Origin of the sequence: Acidovorax sp. LjRoot74 (assembly GCF_964254355.1) — a bacterium.
GTDB lineage: Bacteria > Pseudomonadota > Gammaproteobacteria > Burkholderiales > Burkholderiaceae_C > Acidovorax.
Genome location: NZ_CAXUTI020000001.1, coordinates 3,207,140 through 3,232,919, shown reverse-complemented (window position 1 = coordinate 3,232,919; position 25,780 = coordinate 3,207,140). Strand labels below are relative to the sequence as shown.

The following is a 25,780-nucleotide window of genomic DNA, read 5'->3' as shown; positions in this document are numbered from 1 at the left end:
GACAGGGTGGCTGATTAAGCCGACCCCGAAGCCAGTCAGACCCTTCACCCATCTAATAACTTGGAGACTATAGAAATGACACAACCTCAACTCAAGCGCCGCACCATGCTCGGTTCCCTCGGCGCCACGATGTTGTCAACGCTGGCATCCCCCGTGCTCGCCCAGAGCGCTGCGTTCCCCAACCGTCCAGTCAAGATCATCGTTCCCTGGGCCGCAGGGGGTGGAGGGGATGTGATCGTGCGTCTCATGGGAACGAGTCTTCAGAAGCGGCTCGGCCAGGCCATCGTGGTTGACAACCGCCCAGGTGCCGTCGGAACGATCGGCAGCGTCGCTGCAGCGCGCAGCACGGCCGACGGCTACACGCTTGTCTACGGCGGCATGGAGTCTCACACCATCGCGCCCCATGCGATGAAGAAGACACCTTACGACCCCAAGAAGGAATTCGTCGCCATTGCCCCGCTGGGATTCTTCCCGGCGGCCCTGGTGGTGAACGCTTCACACCCAGCCAAGAACTTGAGCCAGTTCCTGCAGATGGCCAAGGACGCCAAGACCCCGATGAGCTTCGGCTCATGGAGCACCGCTACGTCCGGGCACCTCATGATGGAGGCGCTCAAGGTGGCGAAGAACGTTGATCTCCTGCATGTGCCCTACAACGGCACCGCGCCCCTGCTGAATGCCCAGCTGTCTCAACAGGTGGACTGCTCCATCAACGTCTTGTCAACCGTTGAGCCTCACATCCGCAGCGGCACGCTGCGTTTGCTGGCCGTCTCAATGCCCCAGCGCCTGCCGGAGTTTCAGGATGTTCCGACCTTGAAGGAAATCGGTCTCAATGTCGAACGGGGACCATGGGTGGGAATTTTCGGCCCAGCCGGTATGCCGACAGACGTGATCTCGCGCGTGCACGACGCCATCGACGCCACCCTCAAAGAGCCCGCCATCGTTGAGCAGACCAAGAAAATGTTCTTCGTCGTCGAACACATGGACCAGCGTGCGTACCAGAACTTCTATTTCAGCGAGATCGATCGTTGGGGGGAGTACGTCAAAACGGCCAAGGTAGCTATCGAGTGATCGCATTGGCACCGCGTGAGGGAACATGGAGACACCCCCGGTGACCTGCACTGCCTGGGCCTGGACCAGGTGGCGGCCGGATCGGGTAGTCCGCCGCAGCCGTGCCCCTTTAAGAGCCGCTTTGCCGCCCCCGGAGCCGCTCGGGCACCTGCGCCGCATTCCGATCAGCGGTGCCATGTGCGATTGGGGCACCACGCTCGATGGCGCATTGAAGTCCCCTTTGTCTTCATCAAAGAGCGGTTGACCAGTCCTTGTAGATCGGCCCGCCTGAGCGCCAACGTATCCCATGAGAGAACACGTCAAGATTGTTGAAGTCGGACCCCGCGACGGGTTGCAGAACGAGCCGAGGCCGATTGTCGTGGACACCAAGGTCGCGCTGATCGAGCGGCTGGTCCATGCAGGCGTCAAACACATCGAGGCGGCGTCTTTCGTGTCTCCGAAATGGGTGCCGCAGATGGCCGGCAGCGCCGAAGTCATGCAGCGGGTGCCGCGCACGGCAGGTGTGCACTACAGAGCGCTCACGCCCAATCTCAAAGGGCTGGAGGCTGCCATCGCTGCAGGCTGTGAGGAAGTGGCGGTCTTCGGGGCCGCCTCAGAAACGTTTTCGCAGCGCAATATCAACTGCTCGATACGCGAGAGCCTGGAGCGTTTTCGCTCGGTCATTGAGGTTGCGCTGGACAACAAGCTGCGGGTGCGTGGCTACGTTTCCTGCGTCTTGGGGTGCCCCTACGAAGGGGACATCACACCCGAGAAAGTTTCTGAAGTAGCGCTCCTTCTGAGCGAGATGGGGTGTCATGAGATCTCACTTGGGGACACCATCGGTCGTGGAAACCCCAACTCCACACGACGCATGCTGGAGGCCTGCATCCGTGTGATTCCCGCGTCGCAGTTGGCTGGCCATTTCCACGACACCTACGGCATGGCCATTGCCAACATTGTTGCGTCTCTCGAACTGGGGATCCGCGCTTTCGATAGCTCCGTTTCGGGGTTGGGAGGCTGCCCGTACGCTGTTGGCGCTTCAGGCAACGTTGCCACCGAGGACGTTGTGCACCTTCTTCACGGCATGGGCTACGAGACTGGCATTGATCTGCCCAGGTTGATCCAGGCCGGGGTGTACATCAGTTCGGCGTTGGGACGTGAGACCTCTTCACACGTTGCGCGTGCCATGTCCAGCCACTGCTCAGCAACGTTGGCTGACTGATCGGGTCAGGAGGAAGGTCGGCCAGGCGCCAGCGTGCGGCGCAGATTTGTCGCACGAACACTCACGGCGGTCTTTGACAGACTGCACCCGTGGCCTTCAACCGATCTGGCGTGCGCAGACAGCCCGCTTGCACGCTTTGCGCACGAGGAGGATAATTCGCTTCTATGAAAATTCTGACCAACGTGATCAAGGCATCGTTCGCCACCTAGTTGCGCCCCTCGATCGCGTATCGGAGGGCTGTGCGCCTTCCGGTCAAAAGAACCCCGGCAGGCTCCGTCCCTCCGGGGTTTTTTGTTTTCTGCCCCATCCATTGACCGATTCATTCAACGAGCAACCCATGCGTACCTACGACAAGTTGATTGCCACGATTCCCGACCGCCGGAGCTTGAGTTCCGTGCGCCCGGGCTTCGGCGACAGCACAACGTCCCATCGACGCTAGCCATCAGGCGAATCCATCGCCTGGGCTGGCGCAATGCCAACCAGGCGGCAGCTGCTCGCAGAGCCGAGTGCAGCCGCAAGAAAGATTCGCCATGAGAAATTCACGCACCGTCAGCAACGCCCATCTTCGCAACCTTGGTGTCATCGCCCACGTTGACGCGGGCAAAACCACGACCACCGAACGCATCCTGTACTACACCGGCGAGAGCCACCGCATTGGTGATGTGAACGACGGCACCGCCCAGATGGACTTCGACCCGCAGGAGCAAAAGCGCGGCATCACCATCCACAGCGCGGCCGTCACCGTTCACTGGAAGGGCACGCAGCTCAATCTCATCGACACACCCGGGCATATCGACTTCAACATCGAGGTGAACCGCTCGCTGCGCGTGCTCGACGGTGCCGTCGTCGTGTTCGACGGCGTGGCTGGCGTGGAGCCGCAGACCGAGACCAATTGGCGCCTGGCCGACAAGTACCGCGTGCCGCGCATCGCCTTCATCAACAAGCTCGACCGCGTGGGTGCCGATTTCCACCGTGTGGTGGCCATGATGGAAGAGCGCCTGGGCGTGCGCGTGGTGCCGCTGCAGATTCCCATTGGCGTGGAAGGCGACTTCCGCGGCGTGGTGGATCTTCTGAGCATGCGTGCTCGTATCTGGGACAAAGACGACGCCAGTGCCCCCTACCGCGAAGCCGATGTGCCTGCCGACCTGCTGGAGCAGGCCCAGCGCGCCCGCGCCCGCCTGGTGGAAGCTGCGGTGGAGCAGGAAGATGCCGCCCTGCAGGCCTACGTGAACGGCGAGGAGATCGCCGTGGACGTACTGCGTGCCAGCATTCGCAAGGGTGTTTTGGCAGGTGCCTTCGTGCCTGCACTGGCTGGCTCGGCTTTCAAGAACCGGGGTGTTGAGCCTTTGCTCGACGCCGTGGTGGACTACCTGCCTTCGCCGGACGACATCGTGCGCGAAGGCAGCGGTGGCAAGCTGGCCACGGCTGCCGACCCGTTCTCGGCCCTGGCGTTCAAGGTGGTCACTGACGACCATGGTGCCAAAGTGTTCGTGCGCGTGTACGGCGGCCGGCTGGGGCGGGGCGATGTGGTGCTCAACACCAGCACGGGCAAGACCGAGCGCGTGTCTCGCCTGTATGAAGTGCATGCCGACAAGCACATCGAACGCGACGAACTGGTGGCGGGCGACATTGCCGCTGTTGTTGGCTTGAAGGACACGCTGACAGGGCACACCCTGAGCGATCCGGCCCACCCTGTGGTGCTGGAGCAGATCAGCGTGCCCGAGCCGGTGATCCACGTGGCCATCGAGCCCAAGGCGAGCGCGGACCAGCAAGGCCTGTCCAAGGCCCTGCAGTCCCTGCTGCGCGAAGACCCGAGCCTGCGGCTGCAGCACGACGCAGAATCCGGCCAGACCATCCTGTCCGGCATGGGCGAGCTGCAGCTCGAAGTCTCGATCGAGAAGCTGCGCGCACGCCACGGCGTGAATGTGTCGGTCGGCCGCCCCCAGGTGGCTTACCGCGAGACCATTGCACGGAGTGCGGAGGTGACCTATGTGCACAAGAAGCAATCAGGAGGCCCCGGCCAGTACGCCGAGGTGAAGCTGCTGCTCGAACCCCTGCCCAGGGGCGAAGGCATCCGCATTGAAAACCGCATCGTTGGTGGCGCCGTGCCTCGCGAGTTCATCCCGGCCGTGGAGGCAGGCATCCGCCGAGCAGCCTTGGCAGGCGTAGTGGCGGGCTTTCCCTCCACCGACTTTATGGCCATCTTGGTGGACGGGAGCTTCCATGAGCGCGACTCGTCCACACTGGCCTTTGAGTTGGCGGCCATGGCTGCTTTCCGCGAAGCCTTTGCCAAGGCCGGGCCCCAGGTGCTGGAACCCGTGATGGCGGTGGAGGTCATCACGCCGGCTGACTACTTGGGCGACGCCATCGGCGACCTGAACCGCCGCCGAGGAATGGTGCGGGGCCAGGGCCAACGTGGCAACGCCGCCACGGTCGAGGCAGAGGTACCGCTGAAAGAGATGTTCGGCTACATCGGCAGCCTGCGCGCTCTGTCTTCGGGGCGTGCGCAGTATTCGATGCAGCTGGACCACTATGGGGTGGTCCCCGCAGGAGAAATGGCCGCATTGGTGCCGTGATGATGCGCACTGGGTCGGCTTGCTGGCCTGATAGCGCAAAACAAGAGGGGCGCGGACGGATGTCTGCGTCCCTTTTTCCTGTTTCTACCGATGTCTGTAGCGTGGATGGCTGTGCTCAGCCTAGTGCAGATGGGTAGGTAGCCAGAAGATCACACACGCCTCACAGACTTCATGTTGGCCTCACGCTGCCACCGAATACTGGCGCCCAACGCCCAGGATTTCTTGGGTTGAAAGGTACCCATGTTTATTGCAATCGTGCTGGGCATCGGCCTGCTGTGCCTGGCCATTTTTGGGTTGGCGAGCTTCTTTCTGGCAAGGGGCATGGCTAGAGGTTTCGGCTATGCCTCCCACCAGTTACTCGGATATCAACCACCCGCCGTCGCGCTGCGGTTGACCTCCTGGGCCTGCGCCCTGCTTGTGCTGATACTCTTGCCCATGAAAGGGTGCAGCCATATGCAGGTGGAGCTGTACCGCCAAGCGATTCCACCGCAGTTCGAGCTGCAGAAAGTCGTGCACCACGATGAGATCAGTGGTTTCAGAGAAGGTTGTGGATACGCAATCTTCCGGCTGTCAGAAGACAACCTGACGCGCATCCGCAGCCAGGGGCTGGCCTACTTTGCTACAGCTCATCTCGGACGGGATGGCAAGCCGTACCACCTGTACCAACCGTGGAAAGTCACACCGGCTGCTGAGCATGAACATCTGTTTCGTGGGCAGAGCTGTGCAGGTGAGCCGTCTGAATTGCTGGAGCAGGCCGTACGCGCAGCAGGCGAAGAAGGGGCATTTTTCACTACGGGCCATGAGCAGGATCTGGTGGTTGTCCCTGCCCTGGGATTGCTCATCTACTCCTACAACGGGTGACAGGCGGGATCATTGGGGCACCGCCGGTGCTCTCCACGACGAGCTGTCTGCCATCCTCCCAATGACGGAACAGTGCCGATAGAGCTTCCAGAAATCCGACTTGGCGCGAAAGGCAGTGTCCGGCCTGGAGCAGGCCAATACCGCTGAATCAATTAGCGGAGGCTTTCAACCCGTCTCACCACTCCGCAAAACTCCCATCCTTGTGTCTCCACACTGGATTCCTCCACCGGTGCCCCTCCTGCGCCCGCTCGCGCACATAGTCCTCGTTCACCTCAATACCCAACCCCGGTCCGTTCGGTATCGCCACCATCCCGTCTTTGTACGCAAACACCTCGGGGTTGGACACATAGTCCATCAGGTCGTTGGCCTGGTTGTAGTGGATGCCCAGGCTCTGTTCCTGGATGAAGGCGTTGTAGCAAACCGCGTCCAGTTGCAGGTTGGCCGCCAGGGCAATGGGGCCCAGCGGGCAGTGCAGGGCCAGGGCCACGTCGTAGGCCTCGGCCATGCTGGCGATCTTGCGGGTCTCGGTGATGCCGCCTGCGTGCGAGGGGTCGGGCTGGATGATGTCGGCATAGCCGCCTTGCAGCACGCGCTTGAAGTCCCAGCGCGAGTACAGGCGCTCGCCCAGGGCGATGGGGGTGGAGGAGATGCGGGCGATTTCCTTCAGCGCCTCTTCGTGTTCGCTCAGCACAGGCTCTTCGATGAACATGAGCTTGTAGGGTTCCAGCTCCTTGACCAGCACCTTGGCCATGGGCCGGTGCACACGGCCGTGGAAGTCCACGCCAATCCCCACGTTCGGCCCCACGGCCTCGCGCACGGCGGCCACGTTCTGCAGGCAGCGTTCCACCTTGTCGTAGCTGTCCACGTACTGCATTTCTTCGGTGCCGTTCATCTTCACGGCCGTGAAGCCGCGCGCCACGGCGGCCTGGGCAGCGGCGGCCGTCTCGCTGGGGCGGTCACCGCCGATCCAGCTGTAGACCTTGATATGGCTGCGCACATTGCCACCCAGCAGCTCGGACACGGGCACGCCCAGCGCCTTGCCCTTGATGTCCCACAGCGCCTGGTCGATGCCGGCCAGCGCGCTCATGTGCACGCCGCCGCCCCGGTAGAAGCCGCCCCGGTACAGCACAGTCCAGTGGTCTTCGATGTGGCGTGGGTCTTTGCCAACGAGGTAGTCGGCCAGTTCATCGACCGCAGCCGCCACGGTGTGCACGCGGCCTTCCAGCACGGGCTCGCCCCAGCCGATGATCCCTTCGTCGGTTTCGATTTTGAGGAAGCACCAGCGTGGCGGGACGATGAATGTGGTGAGTCGGGTGATCTTCATGGGGGCTGGGCAGTCAGTTCAGAAATGCTGGGTTGTCTGGAGCGAGTAGGGGGCGGTTCAGGCAGTGGCGGGCGCTGTGCCAAAGGACGCCTGCCACGCCCGCGCAAACGCTGCTGCCTTGTGCGCGACGTCGGGGGCTTTGTCGCCCGGCCGGTACAGGGCCGAGCCCAAGCCGAAGCCGCTGGCCCCTGCTGCTGCGTAAGGGGCGATGCTCTCCGGCACGATGCCGCCCACGGGCACCAGTGCCATGGGCGGCGTGATGACGGCGCGCCAGGCCTTGAGCACATGGGGCGGCAGCGCCTCGGCCGGGAAGAGCTTGAGCATGTTGGCGCCCGCCGCCAGCGCGGCATAGGCCTCGGTCAGTGTGGCCACGCCCGGTGCACAGGCCATGCCAGCGGCACGTGCGGCGCGGATCACATCGGGGTCGCTGTGGGGCATGACGATGATCTGCCCACCGGCTGCGGCCACACCGGCCACGGCCTCGATGGAGAGCACGGTGCCTGCGCCCACCAGGCAGTCGGCGGGCAGTGCGTCGCGCAGTGCGCGGATGCTGGCCAGAGGATCGGGCGAGTTGAGTGGCACTTCGATGATGCGAAACCCCGCGTCGTACAGCGCGTGGCCGATGGCCACTACCTCGTGCGGCTGCACGCCGCGCAGGATGGCGATGAGCCCGCAGCGCTGCAGGATGTGGAACAGGGCTTTGTCGATGGGGTTCATGCGGGCAGGCTCCCGGCGTTAAAGGGGTGTGAGGAGGGGGGCGCTGGCGCAATAACCAGCCCCGCCGCCAGCGCGATTTGCCACAGCCCGGTGGCCGTAGCCTGCGTGGCGATGGTGGGGGCGGCAAAGCCGTAGGTCTGCAGCGCGATGGCGTAGCGGCGGCACAGGTCGGGCTCGCCGCAGAGCACCAGCGTCTGCGGTGTGGTCTGCGTCTGATCCTGCACACGGGCCAAGCTGGCGACCTCGTGCCCGATCAGCAGGCCCGAGAGGTAGTCCGCTTGGGCTGTGGGCGCCAGTGTGCCGGTCAGCCCCAGCGTGCGTGTGCTGAAGATGTGCGAGAGCAGGCCCAGTGCTGCATCGCTGCCGCGCGCCACCTCCAGTCCGCGCGCAAAGGCGTCGTCGTCGGGCGCGGCTGCGGCCTGCATGGTCTTGCCCAAAATGGTGTGGCCGCGCAGTGCAGCAAAAACCTCGCCCGTCATAAAGGTGTGGAACTGCTCGATACGGCCCCGGCGTGCCAGCACCCATTTGCTGTGCGTGCCAGGCAGGCCAATGAGCACGGGCGCGTCCGCAGGCAGTGCAAGGCCCTCCAGCACGCCCAGCACCTGGGTTTCTTCGCCGCGCATCACGTTGGGGAGCGCGCCTGGCTGCAGCAGGCCCGGCACGATGTGCAACGGTGGGCCATTGCGTCGCGCCACCACCGTCAGGCCCCGAGCCAGTTCGTGTAGAGAGGTGGGCGTGGGCAGGTACTTGGCCTCGCGCCAGCCCTGGGCACTGCCCACCATGCCGCAGGCCAGCAGGGGCAGGCCGGGTGTGTCGGCCAGCCAGTCGCCACAAGTGTCTTGCAGCGCGTGTTCAAAAGCAGCGCCGGGTTCAGGGTTGGCCGCATTGCTCGCGGTTGGGGGCAAATTCATGATGCCCCAGGGCCGGTGCCGCGTCTCCAGCACCTCGCCATGCGCGCCCATGCGGAAGGCGCGCAACGCGCTGGTGCCCCAGTCCAGGGCAATGAGGCCCGCTTCGGCGGGCACCAGAAAACGTGCGGGCACCATGTGTTTCCTGCTTAACGCGCCCAGCGCAGCACCAGCGGGTCCAGCCGCCGCGCAATGTCGATCAGGCCGCGCCGCACCTCGGGGTGCATGGCCGGGAAGGGATGGCGGCCCGCCTCGCAGGCGATCACACCACCTTCCTTCATGAGGGCCTTGGCGGTGAGGATGCCGCCCTGGCGGTTCTCGTGGTTGATGAGGGGCAGCCAGCGCTGGTAGAGCGCAAATGCCTGGTCCATGTCGCCCTGGCGGTGCGCTTCGATGATGGGGCGAATGCCGTCGGGGAAGGCGCCTCCCGTCATTGCGCCCGTGGCACCGGCATCCAGGTCGGCCAGAAGCGTGATGGCTTCTTCACCGTCCCACGGGCCTTCGATGGCGTCGCCGCCCAGGCGGATCAGCTCGCGCAGCTTGCTGGCGGCGCCGGGCACTTCGATCTTGAAGTAGGCCAGGTTCTCGATATCCTGCGCCATTCGGACCAGGAACGGGGCCGACAGCACGGTGCCGCTGGCGGGCGCGTCCTGCACCATGATCGGGATGCTAATGGCGTCGGACACGTGGGCATAGAACTCGTATATCTGCGCCTCGGGCACGCGGAAAGTGGCGCCGTGGTAGGGAGGCATGACCATCACCATGGCCGCGCCCATGTCTTGTGCGGCACGGCTGCGCTCGGCGCACACGCGGGTGCCGTAATGGGTGGTGGTGACGATGACGGGCACGCGGCCCGCCACATGCTCCAGCGAGGTGCGGGTGAGGACTTCGCGCTCGGTATCCGACAGCGAGAACTGTTCGGAGAAGTTGGCCAGGATGCACACACCATCCACGCCAGCATCGATCATGAAGTCGAGACAGCGCTTCTGGCTGTCGAGATCGAGCGTGCCGTCTTCGTGGAAGGTGGTGGGCACGACGGGGAAGATGCCGCGATAGCGAGGGTTCTGGCGTGAATGGGTAGCTGGCATGGCGGGCGTGGGTAAAAAAATGGAGTGAAATAGGTCGCTGTCGCCTGTCTATAAAGCGCAGATAGCTATTAAATATGTAGCGTTTCCCTGTGGCTGACGCGGCGAAGGCTCGAAGCGACTTCGGGAGTGCATCTTTCAATGAGAGTGACGCGGGACGGCGGCACCACGGCAGCCGACCAGAAAGTCAAAGTCGCAGCCATCGTCGGCCTGCAGTACGTGGTCCACATACAGGCGCTGGTAGCCGCCGCGCCCGCCGTTGTCCGTGCCCGCCAATGCGGCCAGGCGTGCTGCCAGTTCCTCGTCGCTGATGTCCAGATGCAGGCGGCCGTTCTCGCAGTCCAGCTCGATGAAGTCTCCATCGCGCACCGCAGCCAGGGGGCCGAGTGCTGCGGCCTCGGGCGCCACGTGCAGCACCACCGTGCCGTAGGCGGTGCCGCTCATGCGCGCGTCGGAGATGCGCACCATGTCCTTCACGCCCTGGCGCAGCAGCTTGGGCGGCAGGCCCATGTTGCCCACCTCGGCCATGCCGGGGTAGCCCTTGGGGCCGCAGTTCTTGAGCACCATCACGCAGCTGGCGTCGATGTCCAGGTTCTCATCGACGATGCGTTCCTTGTAGTGCTCCAGGTTCTCGAACACCACGGCGCGGCCCCGGTGCTTGAGCAGCTCGGGCGAGGCTGCGGACGGTTTTAGCACCGCGCCACGCGGCGCCAGGTTGCCGCGCAGGATGCAGATGCCGCCGTCGGCAATCAGTGGGTTGTTGATCGGGCGGATCACCTCGTCGTTGTATTGCGGCGCTTCGCGCACGTTGTCCCACAGGCTCTTGCCGTTGACGGTGAGCGCGTTGGGGTGGGGCAGCAGGCCGTTCTCGCCCAGGCGGCGCAGCACGGCGGGCAGGCCGCCCGCGTAGTAGAACTCTTCCATCAGGAAGCGGCCCGAGGGCTGCAGGTCCACCAGGGTGGGCGTGCCACGGCCGATGCGCGTCCAGTCTTCCAGGTCCAGCTGCACGCCGATGCGGCCTGCAATGGCCTTCAAATGAATGACCGCGTTGGTCGAGCCGCCGATGGCCGCGTTGGTGCGGATGGCGTTCTCGAAGGCTTCGCGCGTGAGGATCTTGGAAAGCGTGAGCCCTTCGTGTGCCATCTCCACGATCCGTTTGCCGGACATGTGGGCTAGCACATAGCGGCGCGCATCCACGGCCGGAATGGCCGCGTTGTGCGGCAGCGATGTGCCCAGCGACTCGGCCATGCAGGCCATGGTGCTGGCCGTGCCCATGGTGTTGCAGGTGCCGGCAGAGCGTGACATGCCGGCCTCGGCCGCAAAGAACTGGTGTTCGTTGATCTCGCCCGCCTTCAGCGATTCGTGCAGGCGCCACACGGCCGTGCCCGAGCCGATGTCCTTGCCGTCGAGCTTGCCGTTGAGCATGGGCCCGCCCGTGACCACGATGGCGGGCACGTCGCAGCTGGCTGCGCCCATCAGCAGTGCGGGCGTGGTCTTGTCACAGCCCACCAGCAGCACCACCGCGTCGATGGGGTTGCCGCGAATGGCTTCTTCCACGTCCATGCTGGCCAGGTTGCGCGTGAGCATGGCCGTGGGGCGCAGGTTGGATTCACCGTTGGAGAACACCGGAAACTCCACCGGAAAGCCGCCCGCCTCGTAAATGCCGCGCTTCACATGCTCGGCAATCTTGCGAAAGTGGGCGTTGCACGGGGTCAGCTCGGACCAGGTGTTGCAGATGCCGATCACGGGGCGGCCGTCGAACGTGTGGTCGGGGATGCCCTGGTTCTTCATCCAGCTGCGGTACATGAAGCCGTTTTTGTCGGCGGTGCCGAACCATTCGGTGGAGCGGAGTTTGCGCTTGGGGGTGGTCATGGTGGGGTGCGAGAGAAAGAGGGGAAATGAAGGGTCAACGGGCCTTGCCCGAGCGGCGCGAGAGCAGCCGCTGCAGCAGGCAGAAAGCGAACAGCAGCACACCAACGACGATGCGCGTCCACCAGGAGCTGAGCGTGCCGTCGAAGGAAATCAGGGTCTGGATGATTCCGAGCATGAGCACGCCAAACAGCGTGCCCGCCACATAGCCCACGCCGCCCGTGAGCAGCGTGCCGCCAATGACCACGGCGGCAATCGCGTCCAGCTCCATACCTACGGCATGCAGGCCATAGCCCGAGAGCATGTAGAACGTGAACACCACACCCGCCAGCGCCGAGCAAAAGCCCGACAGCGTGTAGACGCCAATCAGCGTGCGGCGCACCGGCAGGCCCATGAGCACGGCCGAATGCTCGCTACCGCCCACCGCATACACGCTGCGGCCAAACGGCGTGCAATGCGCCACAAACAGCGCCACCAGCAGCACGGCGATGGCAATGAGCGCGCCCAGCGAAAGGGATGCGCCTTCCCAGAGTGGCAGGCGCCACTGGGCCAGTTCCGAATAGCCTTCGTGCGTGATGCTGATCGAGTCGATGCTGATCAGGTAGCACAGCCCGCGCGCCAGGAACATGCCTGCCAGCGTGACGATGAAGGGCTGCAGCCGAAAGCGCTCGATGAGGAAACCCATGAACGCGCCAAACGCCGTGCCCATCAGCAGCACCAGCGGGATGGCGACCATCGGGTTCCAGCCCCGGTGCTCCACCAGCGCAGCCAGCACCATGGTGGAGAGCGCCACCACCGAGCCCACCGAGAGGTCGATGCCGCCCGACAGGATCACGAAGGTCATGCCCACCGCCACGATGATGAGGAAGGCGTTGTCGATCAGCAGGTTGAGGAACACCTGGGCCGAGAAGAAGCCGGTGTACAGCACCGAGCCCAGCGTGGCCATGGCCACGAACAGCGAGATGGTGGCAGCCAGCGGCAGGTACTTGGGGTTGAACCGCGCGCGCGCATCGGCAGTCGGTGAGGCAGGGTGGCTCACGCTGTTGAAGCCTGCAGTCTGGGGAACGGCGCTCATTGCAAGGCTCCCGCACCGGGGCGGCGTGCCAGCGCGCCGACTTGCGCCCGGAACTCGGGCGACTGGAGCAGCATCACGATGAACACCACCACGGCCTTCACCACCAGGTTGATCTCGGGCGGCACGCCCAGCGAGTAGATGGCGTAGGTCAGCGTCTGGATGATGAGCGCGCCAATCACGCTGCCCACCAGGCTGAAGCGTCCGCCGGTCAGGGCGGTGCCGCCTAGCGTAACGGCCAGGATGGCGTCCAGCTCCAGCAGCTGCCCGGCGTTGTTGCCGTCCGCGCTTTTCACGTTGGAGCTGATGAGCAGCCCCGCAATGCCCGCGCACACGCCGCAGAACACATAGGCCGCCACAATGAGTCGCCCCGCCTGAACGCCCGCCACGCGCGCTGCCGTGGGGTTGATGCCCACCGCCTGGATGAACAGACCCAGCGCCGTGCGCGTGATGGCCAGGTACAGCACGGCAAAGACCACAGCCACCACAAACAGCGAGAAAGGCAGCCCCGCCAGGTACCCGCCGCCCATGAAGAAGTAGGGCGTGTAGTAGATGGTGATGATCTGCCCGTCGGTGATGAGCTGGGCAATGCCCCGGCCCGCCACCATGAGGATCAGCGTGGCAATGATGGGCTGCATGCCCACCTTGGCCACCAGCACGCCGTTCCACAGCCCGCACAGCAGTGCGATGCCGATGGCGCCCAAGATGGCGACTGGGAGGGGGAAGCGGCTTTCGTTGCCCGATACCGAGCCGCCGATCAGCCACGCTGCCACGGCCGCTGCAATGGCCACCGTCGCACCCACGGAGATGTCGATGCCGCGCGTTGCGATCACCAGCGTCATGCCCAGCGACACCAGCACCAGCGGTGCGGCGCGGTTCAGGATATCGATGAGGCTGCCGTATAGGTGGCCGTCGCGCCATTCGATGTGCAGGAAGCTGCTGTTGAAGACGGTGTTCACGATCAGCAGCAGCGCCAGCGTGATCAGCGGCCAGGCCAGGCGGTGGCGCAGCAGCGCCACCAAAAGGGAAGGGGAGCGTTCAGACATGTTCGGCAGCAATCAGGTCGTAGACGGCGTCTTCGCTGCTGCCCGCTGGCAGCTCACCCACCTTGCGGCGGTCGCGGAGCACCACGATGCGGTGCGCCACGCGCACCACCTCGCTCATTTCGGAAGAGATGAACAGCACGGCCATACCCGCCTGTGCCAGGCGCAGGATCTGGTCCATGATTTCCTGCTTGGCGGCCACGTCGATGCCGCGCGTGGGTTCATCCAGGATGAGCAGGCGCGGCTCGATGGCCATCCAGCGCGCGAGGATGGCCTTCTGCTGGTTGCCGCCCGACAGCAGGCCGATGGGCTTGTCCACTGTCTCGGTCTTGATGCCCAGCAGCTTCACGTAGCGTTCGGCCAGCGCCGTCTGCTCGGCGCGCGAGAGGAATTTGCCCACGCCCATGCGGGCCTGCAGCGCCAGTGCAATGTTCTCGCGCACCGACAGCTCGGCCACGATGCCGTCGGTCTTGCGCTCCTCGGGGCAGAGGGCCAGGCCGTGGCGAATCGCGTCCATGGGGTTCGCAAACCTCACCACCTGCCCGTCGATGCGCAGTGCGCCCCGGTCGGGCTGCTCCAGGCCAAACAGCAGGCGCGCCAGCTCGGTACGGCCCGAGCCCAGCAGCCCGGCCAGACCCACCACCTCGCCCGCGCGGATTTGCAGGTCCAGCGGCTGCAGTTGCGTGTCCTGCCCCAGCCCCTCGGCTTGCAGCAGCGTGGCTTGGCGGCTGTCCACAGCGGGTGCTGGTGCGGGTTGTTCCGACGCAGCCGCCATGTCGCGGCCCAGCATGGCGGCAATCAACGCCTGCGGGCCCAGGTCCTTGGCCAGCCACTCGCCCACCCAGCTGCCATTGCGCAGCACGGTGATGCGGTCGGACACGGCATACACCTGGTTCAAAAAGTGCGTCACAAAGACAATAGACAGCCCCTCGCTGCGCAGGCGCCGCAGCACCTCAAAGAGCTTTTGCACTTCGTCGTCGTCCAGGCTGGAGGTGGGTTCGTCCAGGATCAACACACGCGATTCGATGCTGAGTGCGCGCGCAATCGCCACCAGCTGTTGCACGGCCACGGGGTAGTCCGACAGCAGGTGCGTCACGTCGATCTGCAGCCCGATGCGCGCCACCAGGTCACGGGCGCACTGGTGCAGCGTGGCCCAGTCGATGCGAAAGCCCTGCGCAATGCCGCAGCGCGGGTAGCGGCCTGCAAAGATGTTCTCGGCCACCGAGAGGTTGGGGCAGAGGTTGACCTCCTGGTACACCGTGCTGATGCCCAGGCGCTGCGCGGCCAGCGGCGAGTCTGGCCAAACGGCTTCACCGCCCAGCCGCATCTGGCCGCCGCTGGCCTCCAGCACGCCCGTCAGCACCTTGATCAGCGTGGACTTGCCCGCACCGTTTTGCCCCATCAGCGCATGGATCTCGCCAGGGTAGAGGTTGAACTGCACATCGCGCAACACGGTGATGCCCGCAAACTGTTTGTGGATGCCCGAGAGCTGCAGCACCGGGGCAGCAGCAGGGGCGGGGGCGGTGGATGCGTCCATGGCGGCCATCACGCCTTGTTCTTGTTGTAGACATCGACCAGCACGGCGGCGAGCAGCACCACGCCCTTGATGACCTGCTGGTAGTCGATGCCGATGCCCAGGATGGACATGCCGTTGTTCATCACGCCCATCACAAACGCGCCAATGACTGCGCCCATCACCTTGCCCACGCCGCCCGAGGCCGATGCGCCGCCGATGAAGCAGGCCGCAATCACGTCCAGCTCAAAACCCAGCCCCGCTTTGGGCGTGGCGGTGTTGAGCCGCGCTGCAAACACAAGCCCGGCCAGGGCCGCCAGCACGCCCATGTTGATAAAGGCATACAGAGTGAGCCGCTCGGTCTTGATGCCCGAGAGCTTGGCCGCCTTCTCGTTGCCACCCATGGCGTAGATGCGGCGGCCGATGGTGGTGCGGCTGGTGACAAAGTCGAACAGCACGATCAGCAGCGCCATCACGATGAGCACGTTGGGCAGGCCCTTGTACGAGGCCAGCAGGTAGCTGAAGTACACCAGCAACCCGCCAAACACCACGGTGCGCGCGATGAACAGGCCCGCAGGCTCTGTCTGCACGCCGTGGCGCAGCCGGTTGGCGCGTTGGCGCAGGCCGCCCACGGCCAGGGCCGCAGCCACGGCGGCGCCCAGCAGCAGCGAGGTCATGCGCAGCCCTTCCACACTGAAAAGGTCAGGGATAAAGCCCGAGCTGAGCATCTGGAACGCCGAGGGGAATGGCCCCACCGACTGCCCCGCCAGCAGTGCCAGCGCCAGGCCCTTGAACACCAGCATGCCTGCCAGCGTGACGATGAACGAGGGTATGCGCGAGAACGCCACAAAGCTGCCTTGAATGGCGCCAATGAGCCCGCCGCACAGCAGGCACACCAGCGTGGCGGGCACGAAGTGCCAGTTGTATTCGACCATCAGCACCGCTGCCAGCGCGCCGATAAAGCCACACACAGACCCCACCGACAGGTCGATGTGCCCGGCCACGATGACCAGCAGCATGCCCAGCGCCATGATGACGATGTAGCTGTTCTGCAGCACCAGGTTGGTGAGGTTCAAGGGCTGCATCAGCGTGCCCTCGGTCATGTACTGGAAGAAGCCCATGATGGCCACCAGCGTGATCAACATGCCGTATTCGCGCAGGTTGTGCTGCAGGTGCTGCAGCAGCGGTTTGTCGTGCCGCGCCGCTGCTGTCGTGCTGCCGTCGGCCAGCGTGCTGGCGGGGGGATGGGTGGTCTGGCTCATTTCGGTCATCAGTTCAATGCGTTGTGCGGGTCATCAGGCGCTGAAAAGGGGCGCTGCAGCTACGCGCGGCCGCCGTGCAAGGGCCGCCCCGCCGCACGGGCGGCGTCCCCCTTGGGGGGGATGGCGCGAAGCGCCTCAGGGGGGGCACTCACGATGACTCGCATGATCTTTTCTTGCGAGGCCTCTGAAGTTGGCATCTCGGCCACAAAGCGGCCTTCGTTCATCACATAGATGCGGTCCGTGATGCCCAGCAGCTCGGGCATTTCGGAGGAGATCACGATCACACACTTGCCCTCGGCCGCGAGCTGGGCAATCAGCGTGTAGATCTCGTACTTGGCGCCCACGTCGATGCCGCGCGTGGGCTCGTCGAGAATGAGCACCTCGGGGCTGGTGAACAGCCATTTGCTCAGCACCACTTTTTGCTGGTTGCCGCCCGACAGGTTGAGCGTTTTCTGGTCCACGCCCGAGCAGCGGATGCGCAGCTTCTCGCGGTAGTCCTGCGCCACGCGGTGTTCCTGGCCGCTGTCGATCACGCTGGCGAACGACACGCCCGGCAGGTTGGCCAGCGAGGTGTTGAACTGGATGTCTTCGTTCAGCACCAGGCCATTGCCCTTGCGGTCTTCGGTCACATAGGCCAGGCCGTGACTCACGGCTTTCTCTACCGTGCTCACATCGATGGGCTGGCCGTGCAGCCGCACCTCACCGCTGATGCGCTGGCCCCACGAGCGGCCAAAGATGCTCATGGCCAGCTCGGTGCGGCCTGCGCCCATCAGGCCCGCAATGCCCACGATCTCGCCGCGCCGCACGTTCAGGTCGATGCCCTTGAGGTGCTCGCGGTCGCTGCGCTGCGGGTGGTGGGCGCGCCAGTTGCGCACCTCAAAAACAATGTCGCCCACTTGCGGCTGGCGCTGCGGATAGCGGTCGCTCATCTCGCGGCCCACCATGGCCTGGATCACGCGGTCTTCGCTCACCGGGCCTTCGCGGCAGTCCAGCATCTGTACGGTACTGCCGTCGCGCAGCACGGTGATGGCATCGGCCACGCGCGAGATTTCGTTGAGCTTGTGCGAGATCAGGATGCAGGTGATGCCCTGGGCTTTCAGCTCCAGCAACAGGTCCAGCAGGGCCTGGCTGTCGTTCTCGTTCAGGCTGGCGGTGGGCTCGTCCAGGATCAGCAGGCGCACCTTGCGCGACAGCGCCTTGGCAATCTCCACCAGCTGTTGCTTGCCCACCCCCAGTTGGCCCACTGGCGTGTCGGGCGATTCGCGCAGGCCCACCTTGTGCAGCAGCGCCTGGGCGCGGCTGTGGGCGGCCATCCAGTCGATGACGCCGTGCCGCGCGGTTTCGTTGCCCAGGAAGATGTTCTCGGCAATCGACAGCAGCGGCACCAGCGCCAGCTCTTGGTGAATGATGATGATGCCCAGGTGCTCGCTGTCGCGGATGCCCGCAAACTCGCGCTCCTGCCCGTCGAACAGGATCTGCCCGCTGTAACTGCCGTGCGGGTACACACCCGACAGCACCTTCATCAGCGTGGATTTGCCCGCCCCGTTTTCGCCGACGATGGCGTGGATTTCCCCGGCCTGCACCTGCAGGTTGACCTGGTTCAGCGCCACTACGCCGGGGAAGGTTTTGCGGATGTTCCGCATTTCAAGAAGCATGGTCTCTCAGTCTGTTGGCGGGGCCTCTGGCCCCATCCCGGTTGCAGGCCGCCCGCGCTGCCCCAATGGCAATCGCAGGCGGCGGCTTTAGATGCAGAAGCCGCTCGTGCTCACTTGATCTGAGACTCTTTGTAATACCCGCTGCCGACCAGTACCGCGTTCCAGTTGGAGGAGTCCACCGCCACCGGCTTGAGCAGGTACGAGGGCACCACCTTCACGCCGTTGTTGTAGGTCTTGGTGTCGTTGATTTCAGGCTGCTTGCCTGTCAGCACGGCGTCCACCATGTTGGCGGCCACCTTGGCCAGCTCGCGGGTGTCCTTGAACACCGTGGAAGATTGCTCGCCCTTGAGGATGGACTTGATCGAAGGCACTTCAGCGTCCTGGCCGCTGACCACGGGGCAGGGCTGCTGGGCGGTGCAGTAGCCCACGCCCTTGAGGGAGGACAGGATGCCGATGGAGATGCCGTCATACGGCGAGAGCACGGCGTGCACCTTGTCCTTGCCGTAGTAGGCCGACAGCAGGTTGTCCATGCGCGCCTGGGCCACCGAGCCGTCCCAGCGCAGCGTGCCCACCTTGTTCATGCCCGTCTGCTTGCTGCGCACCACCAGCTTGCCGCTGTCGATGTACGGTTGCAGCACGCTCATGGCGCCGTCGTAGAAGAAGAAGGCGTTGTTGTCGTCGGGCGAGCCGCCGAACAGCTCGATGTTGAAGGGGCCCTTGCCTTGCTTGAGGCCCAGCTTGTCCACGATGGAGGTGGCCTGCAGCACGCCCACCTGGAAGTTGTCGAACGTGGCGTAGTAGTCCACGTTCTTCGATCCCTTGATGAGGCGGTCGTACGCGATGACCTTTACGCCCTTGTCGGCCGCGTTTTGCAGCGCCTTGGACAACGTGGTGCCATCAATCGACGCGATCACCAGCACCTTGGCACCCTTGGTGATCATGTTCTCGATCTGCGCGAGCTGGTTGGGGATGTCGTCTTCGGCGTACTGCAGGTCGGTCTTGTATCCCCGGTCCTTGAGCACCTTGACCATGTTGTCGCCATCGGCAATCCAGCGCGCCGAGGACTTGGTGGGCATCGAGATGCCGATGGTGCCCTTGTCCTGTGCCGATGCCACGGAAGTGGCGCCAATGGTAGCCAAGGCCACGGTGGCCAACACGGCCTTGAAAATTGCACGCTTCATGGGTTCCTGTCTCCTGATGTTGTTTTGATTTGGTTGACGCTTGGTTTCGCCAAGGCGCTATGAAACTGTCGCTGGCCAATGCGAGTGCCACCGCGCAAGGGCCGCCCCGCCGCGCCGTTGGCGTCCCCCTTGGGGGAAGACGCCGCAGGCGGCTCAGGGGGGCAACAGATCAATACTTCCGGTTCGGCATTTCCTTGGCCGCCACTTCCATCGGGAAGATGCCTTCCTCGGTCACGATGCGCTTGGGCACGGCCTTGCCAGCCTTGATGTCTTTGACTGCGGCCATGAGTTGCGGGCCCAGCAGGGGGCTGCATTCCACGCTCACGTTGAGCTTGCCGGCGATCATGGCTTCGAAGGCGCCCTTCACCGCGTCGATGGAGATGATCACGATGTCCTTGGCGGGCTTCATGCCGGCCTCTTCGATGGCCTGGATGGCGCCAATCGCCATGTCGTCGTTGTGTGCGTACAGCACATTGATCTTCTTGCCCTCGGCCTTCAAGAAGGCTTCCATCACCTCCTTGCCCTTGGCACGGGTGAAGTCGCCGGTCTGGCTGCGGATGATCTTGAACTTGGGGTCGGCCTTGATGATTTCCTCAAAGCCCTTCTTGCGGTCGATGGCGGGGGCGGAGCCCACAGTGCCCTGCAGCTCGACGATGTTGACCTCACCCTTCTGGTCCTTCATCTTCTCCACCAGCCAGCGGCCGGCCTTGCGGCCTTCTTCCACAAAGTCTGAGCCCATGAAGGTCACATACAGCGACGTGTCCTTGGTGTTCACCGCGCGGTCGGTCAGCACCACGGGGATCTTGGCGGCCTTGGCCTCCCGCAGCACGGGCTCCCAGCCAGACTCCACCACGGGCGAGAACGCAATCACGTCCACCTTCTGTGCGATGAACGAGCGGATGGCCTTGATCTGGTTTTCCTGCTTTTGCTGCGCGTCCGAGAACTTCAGCTCAATGCCAGCCTCTTTAGCGGCGGACTTGATGGACTCGGTGTTGGCGGTGCGCCATTCACTCTCGGCCCCCACCTGGCTGAAGCCCAGCACGAGGGGCTTTTGCGCCCAGGCGGCGCCGGGCAGCAAGGCGGCCACGGGCACGCTGGCCAAGGCGGCAGCAACGGTGCGGCGGTTCATTTTCATCATCTTGTCTCCTGTCTGTAATGGTTGGTTGACGACGGTTGCGGGATGGAAAGCAGCGATGCGATAAAGGATGGTTCAGAAGGTGGGAAGGGATCCAGCGTGCCAGAGCAGGTTGCCAAAACGCTTCCGCTCTAGGCGCAAAGCGCAGTCATAGCTCGGGCTATGGCGAGCATTTGCAACGACGAGCGGGAGTGTTCTGGCGACATGAGCGGGCATGTTGGGTTCCTTCCCACCTTCTTAGGCCAGCATGTAGCCCGTCTTGACGGTGGTGTAGAACTCTGCCGCGTAGCGCCCCTGTTCGCGGGCGCCGTAGCTCGATTCCTTACGGCCGCCAAACGGCACATGGAAGTCCACACCCGCCGTGGGCAGGTTCACCATGGTCATGCCCACGGCGGCGTGGCGTTTGAAGTGCATGGCGCGCTTGAGCGACGTGGTGCAGATGCCCGCGCACAGGCCAAAGGGCGTGTCATTGGCCAGGGCCAGCGCATGTTCGTAGTCATCGGCCCGCAGCACGCAGGCCACGGGGCCAAAGATTTCCTCGCGCGCTACGCGGTGCTCGGGCCGGGCCAGGAAGAGGGCAGGGCTCATGTAATGGCCTGGGGTGGGGCGCTCCAAGCGCTCGCCACCCCAGACATGCTCCGCCCCCTCATTGCGCGCAATGTCGATATAGCCCAGGTTCTGCGCCAGCTGGTTGTCGTCCACCACCGGGCCCATCTCGGTGCCACGCTCCAGCGCGTGGCCCACCTTCAGGCTGGCCAGCCGGTTGCGCAGGCGCGCCACAAAGGCGTCGTGCACCTCGGCCTCGACGATGAGGCGACTCGACGCCGTGCAGCGCTGGCCGGTAGAGAAGTACGAGCCCTGCAGCGCGCAGTCCACCGCCTGGTCCAGGTCGGCGTCGGCCAGCACGATGAGCGGGTTCTTGCCGCCCATCTCCAGCTGCACCTTGGCGCGGCGCTGGCTGGCGGCGCGCAGGATACGGTCGCCTGTGGCGACAGAGCCGGTGAAGCTCAGCGCATTGATCAGCGGGTGGTCCACCAGCGTCTGACCCACCTCGCGGCCGCTGCCCATGATGAGGTTGAACGCACCGGCGGGCAGGCCGCTGCGGCTGATGATTTCGGCCAGCGCCCAGCCACAGGCGGGTACCAGCTCGGCGGGCTTGAACACCACGGTGTTGCCATAGGCCAGGGCCGGGGCGATCTTCCAGGCCGGGATGGCGAACGGGAAGTTCCACGGCGCGATGATGCCCACAACGCCCACGGGCTCGCGGGTCACATCCACCTGCACACCCTGGCGCACGGAGGCCAGCAGCTCGCCCTGAATGCGCAGCGCCTCGCCTGCAAAGAATTTGAAGATCTGCCCGCTGCGCGCCACCTCGGCCACGCCTTCGGGCAGGGTCTTGCCCTCTTCACGCGCCAGCAGCGCGCCCAGCTCGTCCTTGCGGGCCAGTAGCTCGCTGCCGATCATGTCCAGCACGTCGGCGCGGCGTTGGGGCGTGCTTTGGCTCCAGGTGGGCAGGGCATCGGCTGCGGCGCGCACGGCCAGCTCAGTCTGGTTGCGGTCGGCGCGGGCGTATTCGGCCACCACCTCGCGGGTGTCCGACGGGTTGGTGCTGATGCCGGTGGTGGTGCCGATTTCCCACCGGCCATTGATCAGGTGCCGGGGGCTGAGCTGGAGATCGCCGAGCTTCATGGAGAGGAGCCTTTGTTGCAGTTGCGGCGAAGTCTATGGAAGGTTTTGATATCAATCCAATCGTTTTTTAGACAAAATACATATCGTTCCTTGCATTCTGGAAAACCCCTCCCTTTTCTCGCCCTGCCTTCCATCCATCCATGAGCACCTACAACCACTGGTTCATCCGCGCCCGCCTCAAGACGCGCCAATTGCTGCTGCTGGTGGCTTTGGCCGAAGAGGGCAACATCCACCGCGCTGCCCAGGTGCTCAGCATGACCCAGCCCGCCGCGTCCAAGCTGCTCAAGGATCTGGAGGACGTGCTGGAGGTGTCGCTGTTCGACCGCCTACCGCGTGGCATGCGGCCCACCTGGTATGGCGAAACCATGATTCGCCACGCGCGCATGGCCTTGGCCAACCTGAACCAGGCGCACGATGAGATCGGTGCGCTCAAGCGCGGGCACTACGGCCAGGTGGGCATCGGCGCCATCACTTCACCCGGCCTGAGCCTGCTGCCCGCCGCCGTGGCGCAGGTCAAGCAGGAGCACCCCAGCCTGCGCATCTCGCTGGACATTGAAACCAGCCCGGTGCTGCTGGAGCGGCTGGAGCAGGGCAAGCTCGATATCGTGGTGGGCCGCCTGTATGAGGAGCACGACAAGGAGAACCTGCGTTATGAGTCGCTGACGGAGGAGCTGGTTTGCGCCATGACGCGCCCGGGCCACCCGCTGTCGAGCATGAGCGGGTTGACGCTGCGCGACGTGGTGTCGGCCAGCTGGATCGTGCCGCCTGCGGGTAGCGTGCTGCGGCACCGGTTTGACCTGATGTTCCAGCAGGACGGGCTGGCGCCGCCGCTGCACACGGTGGAGACATCGGCCTTGTTGTTCATCACGCGCATGCTGCAGCAGAGCGACATGATTGCGGTGGTGGCGGAGGATGTGGCGCGCTATTACGCGGCGCATGGGCTCGTGACGGTGTTGCCGCTGGCGATGCCGTGCCATATGGATGCGTTCGGGATCATCACGCGGTCGGACCGGCTGTTGTCGCCAGCGGCGAAGGTGATGATGAAGGCGTTGAAGCAGACGAGTCTGGTGCAGTATGGGCGGAGGTTGGAGGTAGGTGATTGATTTTTTTGGTTGAAATGGCTGCCGCCTGCTGGTAAAGCGTTAATAGCTATTGTTTTTGTAGTAAACGCCTACTGGCTGTAAGGGTCGTGGCTGTCGAAGTTCATGTTGCTCGCTAACCGTTCGGTCTGAGCTTGTCGAAGCCTTGGCGTGCTGGTCTTTAGAGCATGCTTGGGTTCAGGGCGGAGGCCGGGTTGTCGCCCCGGCAGGCGACTCACTTTCTTTTGCTTCGCCAAGAGGGTGTAGAAGAAATAAATTATGATCCCGTCGCACTGACTAAGCGGGAGCAACGCAATGGCAAAGATAGGCCGACCGCCCGTGATATCTCCTGGAGAGTACGCGGCCTTGCGCGAAGTGGTGCGCGACAACCCCCAGGCCACACTGCCCGAATTGGCCCTGGCCTGGGCTGAGCGCATGGGCCGCAACGCGCCCAGCACGGTCACGCTGCGCGCAGCGCTCAAAGCGGCCGGCTTGCAGCGCACACGGCCCACAAAGCAACTGGCGCGCGCTAACCCCCAGCAGCCTGGCACGCGCTACGGCTACACCACCCTGCATCGCCCCCGCAGCGACTCAGGCATGGCCCTCTGCCTCACAGACGCTGAATGGGCATTGGCCCAGGACCTGTTCGAGCCAGAGCCCGGCGCGCGAGGTCGGCCTGCCACGTACTCCCGGCGCAGCGTGGTCGAAGCGTGCTGCTACGTGCTGCGCACCGGCTCGTCCTGGCGCAACCTGCCCGAGCAGATCTATCCGCCCTGGCAATCCGTGCAAAAGGCCTTTGTGCGCTGGGCTCGCCAAGGCAAGTTCGAAGCGCTGCACGAGCGTCTGCGCCAGCAGTGGCGCCAACGTGTGGAGCGTGCCGAGCAGCCCAGTGAAGCCGTGATCGACTCCCAATCCAACCGTGGCAGCCCGCAGGGAGGAGCGCTGGGCTTTGAGGTTCAAGGGCGCAAGCGCCATCTGGTCGTGGATACGCTGGGTTTGCTGCTGGCTGTGGTGGTCACCAGCGCTGCCGTAGCGGACCGCGCAGCGGCTGGGCAAGCAGTGGCGCAGGCATGCGCACGCACGGGCGGCGCTCTGAAGGTATTGTGGGCCGACAGCGCATATGCCGGGCAATGTGCACAAGAGATCGAAAGGGTGCACCGGCTGCAGGTGCAGATCGTGCGCAACAGCGCACGCCATCGTTGGGATGATGCTCAGCAAACCCTGTGGAGCGAAGAGCAGCCGATGGTCATGCCCAAGAAGCGCTGGGTGGTGGAGCGCACCCATGCCTGGCTGGAGCGCAACCGCAGGCTGGTGATGCACCACGATCGCAAGCCGTTCTATGCACAGGCATGGGTTTGGCTGGCGCAGGCGCGGATGCTGCTGGGGCGGTTGAAATAGATTTCTTCTACACCCTCTTGGCGAAGCAAAAGAAAGCCACTGCGCCGCCGGGCGCACACCCCGGCCTCCGCCCTTAACTCAAGCACGCAGCTCAATCTGAAAACAGGCTCCGACAGACTCAGCCCAACCGCTTGGACTCCCAAAAGAAACTATAAAAACAATAGCTAAAAAAGCTTACCAGACAGGCGGAATCGCCCAAAAAGACTCAAAAAATCAAACCCACCCCGCATCCACCTTGAACTCCTGCGCCGTACACATCGCCGCATCATCCGACGCCAAAAACAACACCATCCGCGCAATGTCATGCGGCCGCAGCTTGTCCGGCAAACACTGGTTGCGCGCCAGCTCCTTCTCCCCCTCGGCGTCCAGCCACAGCTTGATCTGCCGCTCCGTCATCACCCAACCCGGCGACACCGTGTTGATGCGGATCCGGTCCTGCCCCAGCGTCTTGGCCAGCCCGCGCGTGAGGCCGTTCACCGACGACTTGGCAATGGCATAGCAGGGGTAGCCCGTGCCCTTGCCCTGCCAGCCGGTGGAACCCAGGTTGATCACCGAGCCCGCGCCCAGCCTGCGCATGCCCGGCACCACGGCCTGGATGGCGAAGAAGGCGGGGCGTTCGTTGATGGCCATGCGCTCGTCGTAGTACTCGGGGGTTACGGACTCCAGCGTGTGCCGGTCGTCGCTGGCCACGTTGTTCACCAGCACCGCAAAGTCGCTGCCCAGCTCGGCCGCCGCTTCGGCCACACAGGCCTGCAGGGCGTTCACATCGCGCACATCACACACACGCCACCAGGGGCGGGGCAGGCCTGCGTCGGCAATGTGCTGCGCCAGGGCTTCGCTGGCATTGCGCGCCACGTCCACAAACGCCACGCGGGCACCTTGCTCGGCAAACGCCGCCACGATGGCCGCGCCAATGCCGCTGCCGCCGCCCGTCACAAACACGGCGCGGCCTTGCAGGCTGGGGAATTTCGCCAGGCCCTGGGGGGCGCCGGTGGCGTCGGTCGACGAAGAGGAGGGGGTAAAAAGCTGTGTCATATCAATATTGCAATCAATCAATGGCAAAAAAATTCATTTCAAGCATCAATTGGCGTTGATAAGATGCCGCTCGTCAAGTGCCTGGCGGCAGGCCGATGCAAAAAAACGA

General features: G+C 64.3%; 20 protein-coding genes. 6 read left to right on the top strand and 14 right to left on the bottom strand.

Annotated elements, in window-relative coordinates; genetic code table 11:
* Positions 1-75 precede the first annotated feature (75 nt).
* The 4 genes from ACSQ3O_RS15065 (at position 76) to ACSQ3O_RS15050 (ending at position 5,706) form a co-directional block, all read left to right on the top strand.
* Positions 76-1,068, top strand: coding sequence for a Bug family tripartite tricarboxylate transporter substrate binding protein (locus ACSQ3O_RS15065; RefSeq protein WP_436139481.1), 993 nt, complete (start codon positions 76-78; stop codon positions 1,066-1,068).
* Positions 1,069-1,354: 286 nt separating this feature from the next.
* The gene (locus ACSQ3O_RS15060) at positions 1,355-2,269 is read left to right on the top strand and encodes a hydroxymethylglutaryl-CoA lyase (RefSeq protein ID WP_436139480.1); all 915 of its coding nucleotides are present in this window, start codon (positions 1,355-1,357) and stop codon (positions 2,267-2,269) included.
* A gap of 530 nt (positions 2,270-2,799) precedes the next feature.
* Positions 2,800-4,845 carry an elongation factor G gene (gene fusA / locus ACSQ3O_RS15055; protein WP_436139479.1) on the top strand — a complete coding sequence of 682 codons (2,046 nt, stop codon included), beginning with the start codon at positions 2,800-2,802 and terminating at the stop codon, positions 4,843-4,845.
* 240 nt (positions 4,846-5,085) lie between these two features.
* Positions 5,086-5,706 (top strand): hypothetical protein, encoded by a 621-nt coding sequence (locus tag ACSQ3O_RS15050; RefSeq protein WP_436139478.1) that lies wholly within the window; start codon positions 5,086-5,088, stop codon positions 5,704-5,706.
* A 175-nt stretch (positions 5,707-5,881) separates the two neighbouring features.
* Here ACSQ3O_RS15050 and dgoD read toward each other — a convergent pair whose 3' ends face one another.
* The 13 genes from dgoD to ACSQ3O_RS14985 all read right to left on the bottom strand — a co-directional run bounded on the left by dgoD (position 5,882) and on the right by ACSQ3O_RS14985 (position 22,159).
* Positions 5,882-7,030 (bottom strand): galactonate dehydratase, encoded by a 1,149-nt coding sequence (gene dgoD / locus ACSQ3O_RS15045; protein ID WP_436139477.1) that lies wholly within the window; start codon positions 7,028-7,030, stop codon positions 5,882-5,884.
* 57 nt (positions 7,031-7,087) lie between these two features.
* Entirely contained in the window at positions 7,088-7,747 is a 660-nt protein-coding gene (locus ACSQ3O_RS15040; RefSeq protein ID WP_436139476.1) for a 2-dehydro-3-deoxy-6-phosphogalactonate aldolase, read from the bottom strand.
* Complete coding sequence (locus tag ACSQ3O_RS15035) at positions 7,744-8,793, bottom strand: 2-dehydro-3-deoxygalactonokinase (protein WP_436139475.1); 1,050 nt, start codon at positions 8,791-8,793, stop codon at positions 7,744-7,746. The genes ACSQ3O_RS15040 and ACSQ3O_RS15035 overlap by 4 nt, the downstream gene beginning before the upstream one ends.
* 11 nt (positions 8,794-8,804) lie before the next feature.
* Complete coding sequence (locus ACSQ3O_RS15030) at positions 8,805-9,743, bottom strand: dihydrodipicolinate synthase family protein (RefSeq protein WP_436139474.1); 939 nt, start codon at positions 9,741-9,743, stop codon at positions 8,805-8,807.
* 135 nt (positions 9,744-9,878) lie between these two features.
* Positions 9,879-11,612 carry an IlvD/Edd family dehydratase gene (locus tag ACSQ3O_RS15025; RefSeq protein WP_436139473.1) on the bottom strand — a complete coding sequence of 578 codons (1,734 nt, stop codon included), beginning with the start codon at positions 11,610-11,612 and terminating at the stop codon, positions 9,879-9,881.
* A gap of 34 nt (positions 11,613-11,646) precedes the next feature.
* Positions 11,647-12,684 carry a galactofuranose ABC transporter, permease protein YjfF gene (gene yjfF, locus ACSQ3O_RS15020; RefSeq protein ID WP_436139472.1) on the bottom strand — a complete coding sequence of 346 codons (1,038 nt, stop codon included), beginning with the start codon at positions 12,682-12,684 and terminating at the stop codon, positions 11,647-11,649.
* Positions 12,681-13,727 carry an ABC transporter permease gene (locus ACSQ3O_RS15015; RefSeq protein WP_137746560.1) on the bottom strand — a complete coding sequence of 349 codons (1,047 nt, stop codon included), beginning with the start codon at positions 13,725-13,727 and terminating at the stop codon, positions 12,681-12,683. Before ACSQ3O_RS15015 ends, yjfF begins: the two co-directional genes overlap by 4 nt.
* A complete protein-coding gene (locus tag ACSQ3O_RS15010; RefSeq protein WP_436139471.1) occupies positions 13,720-15,261 on the bottom strand; it encodes a sugar ABC transporter ATP-binding protein in 1,542 nt (513 codons plus the stop codon). The genes ACSQ3O_RS15015 and ACSQ3O_RS15010 overlap by 8 nt, the downstream gene beginning before the upstream one ends.
* Positions 15,262-15,269: 8 nt before the next feature.
* A complete protein-coding gene (mmsB, locus tag ACSQ3O_RS15005; protein WP_436139470.1) occupies positions 15,270-16,499 on the bottom strand; it encodes a multiple monosaccharide ABC transporter permease in 1,230 nt (409 codons plus the stop codon).
* A gap of 59 nt (positions 16,500-16,558) precedes the next feature.
* Complete coding sequence (gene mmsA, locus ACSQ3O_RS15000; RefSeq protein WP_436139469.1) at positions 16,559-18,154, bottom strand: multiple monosaccharide ABC transporter ATP-binding protein; 1,596 nt, start codon at positions 18,152-18,154, stop codon at positions 16,559-16,561.
* 110 nt (positions 18,155-18,264) lie between these two features.
* Positions 18,265-19,335 (bottom strand): multiple monosaccharide ABC transporter substrate-binding protein, encoded by a 1,071-nt coding sequence (gene chvE, locus ACSQ3O_RS14995; protein WP_436139468.1) that lies wholly within the window; start codon positions 19,333-19,335, stop codon positions 18,265-18,267.
* Positions 19,336-19,504: 169 nt separating this feature from the next.
* Positions 19,505-20,470, bottom strand: coding sequence for an ABC transporter substrate-binding protein (locus ACSQ3O_RS14990; RefSeq protein ID WP_056642400.1), 966 nt, complete (start codon positions 20,468-20,470; stop codon positions 19,505-19,507).
* 237 nt (positions 20,471-20,707) lie between these two features.
* On the bottom strand, positions 20,708-22,159 hold the full coding sequence (locus tag ACSQ3O_RS14985; RefSeq protein WP_436139467.1) for an aldehyde dehydrogenase family protein: 1,452 nt from the start codon (positions 22,157-22,159) through the stop codon (positions 20,708-20,710).
* A 140-nt stretch (positions 22,160-22,299) separates the two neighbouring features.
* On the opposite strand from ACSQ3O_RS14985, the gene ACSQ3O_RS14980 reads away from it, so the two are divergent.
* Complete coding sequence (locus tag ACSQ3O_RS14980; protein WP_298457673.1) at positions 22,300-23,262, top strand: LysR substrate-binding domain-containing protein; 963 nt, start codon at positions 22,300-22,302, stop codon at positions 23,260-23,262.
* A gap of 291 nt (positions 23,263-23,553) precedes the next feature.
* Positions 23,554-24,636, top strand: a complete 1,083-nt coding sequence (locus tag ACSQ3O_RS14975) for an IS5 family transposase (protein WP_436139466.1) — start codon at positions 23,554-23,556, stop codon at positions 24,634-24,636.
* Between the two features lie 213 nt (positions 24,637-24,849).
* Here the strand turns inward: ACSQ3O_RS14975 and ACSQ3O_RS14970 are convergent, their stop codons facing one another.
* Positions 24,850-25,671 carry an SDR family NAD(P)-dependent oxidoreductase gene (locus ACSQ3O_RS14970; RefSeq protein ID WP_055401789.1) on the bottom strand — a complete coding sequence of 274 codons (822 nt, stop codon included), beginning with the start codon at positions 25,669-25,671 and terminating at the stop codon, positions 24,850-24,852.
* Positions 25,672-25,780 lie beyond the last annotated feature (109 nt).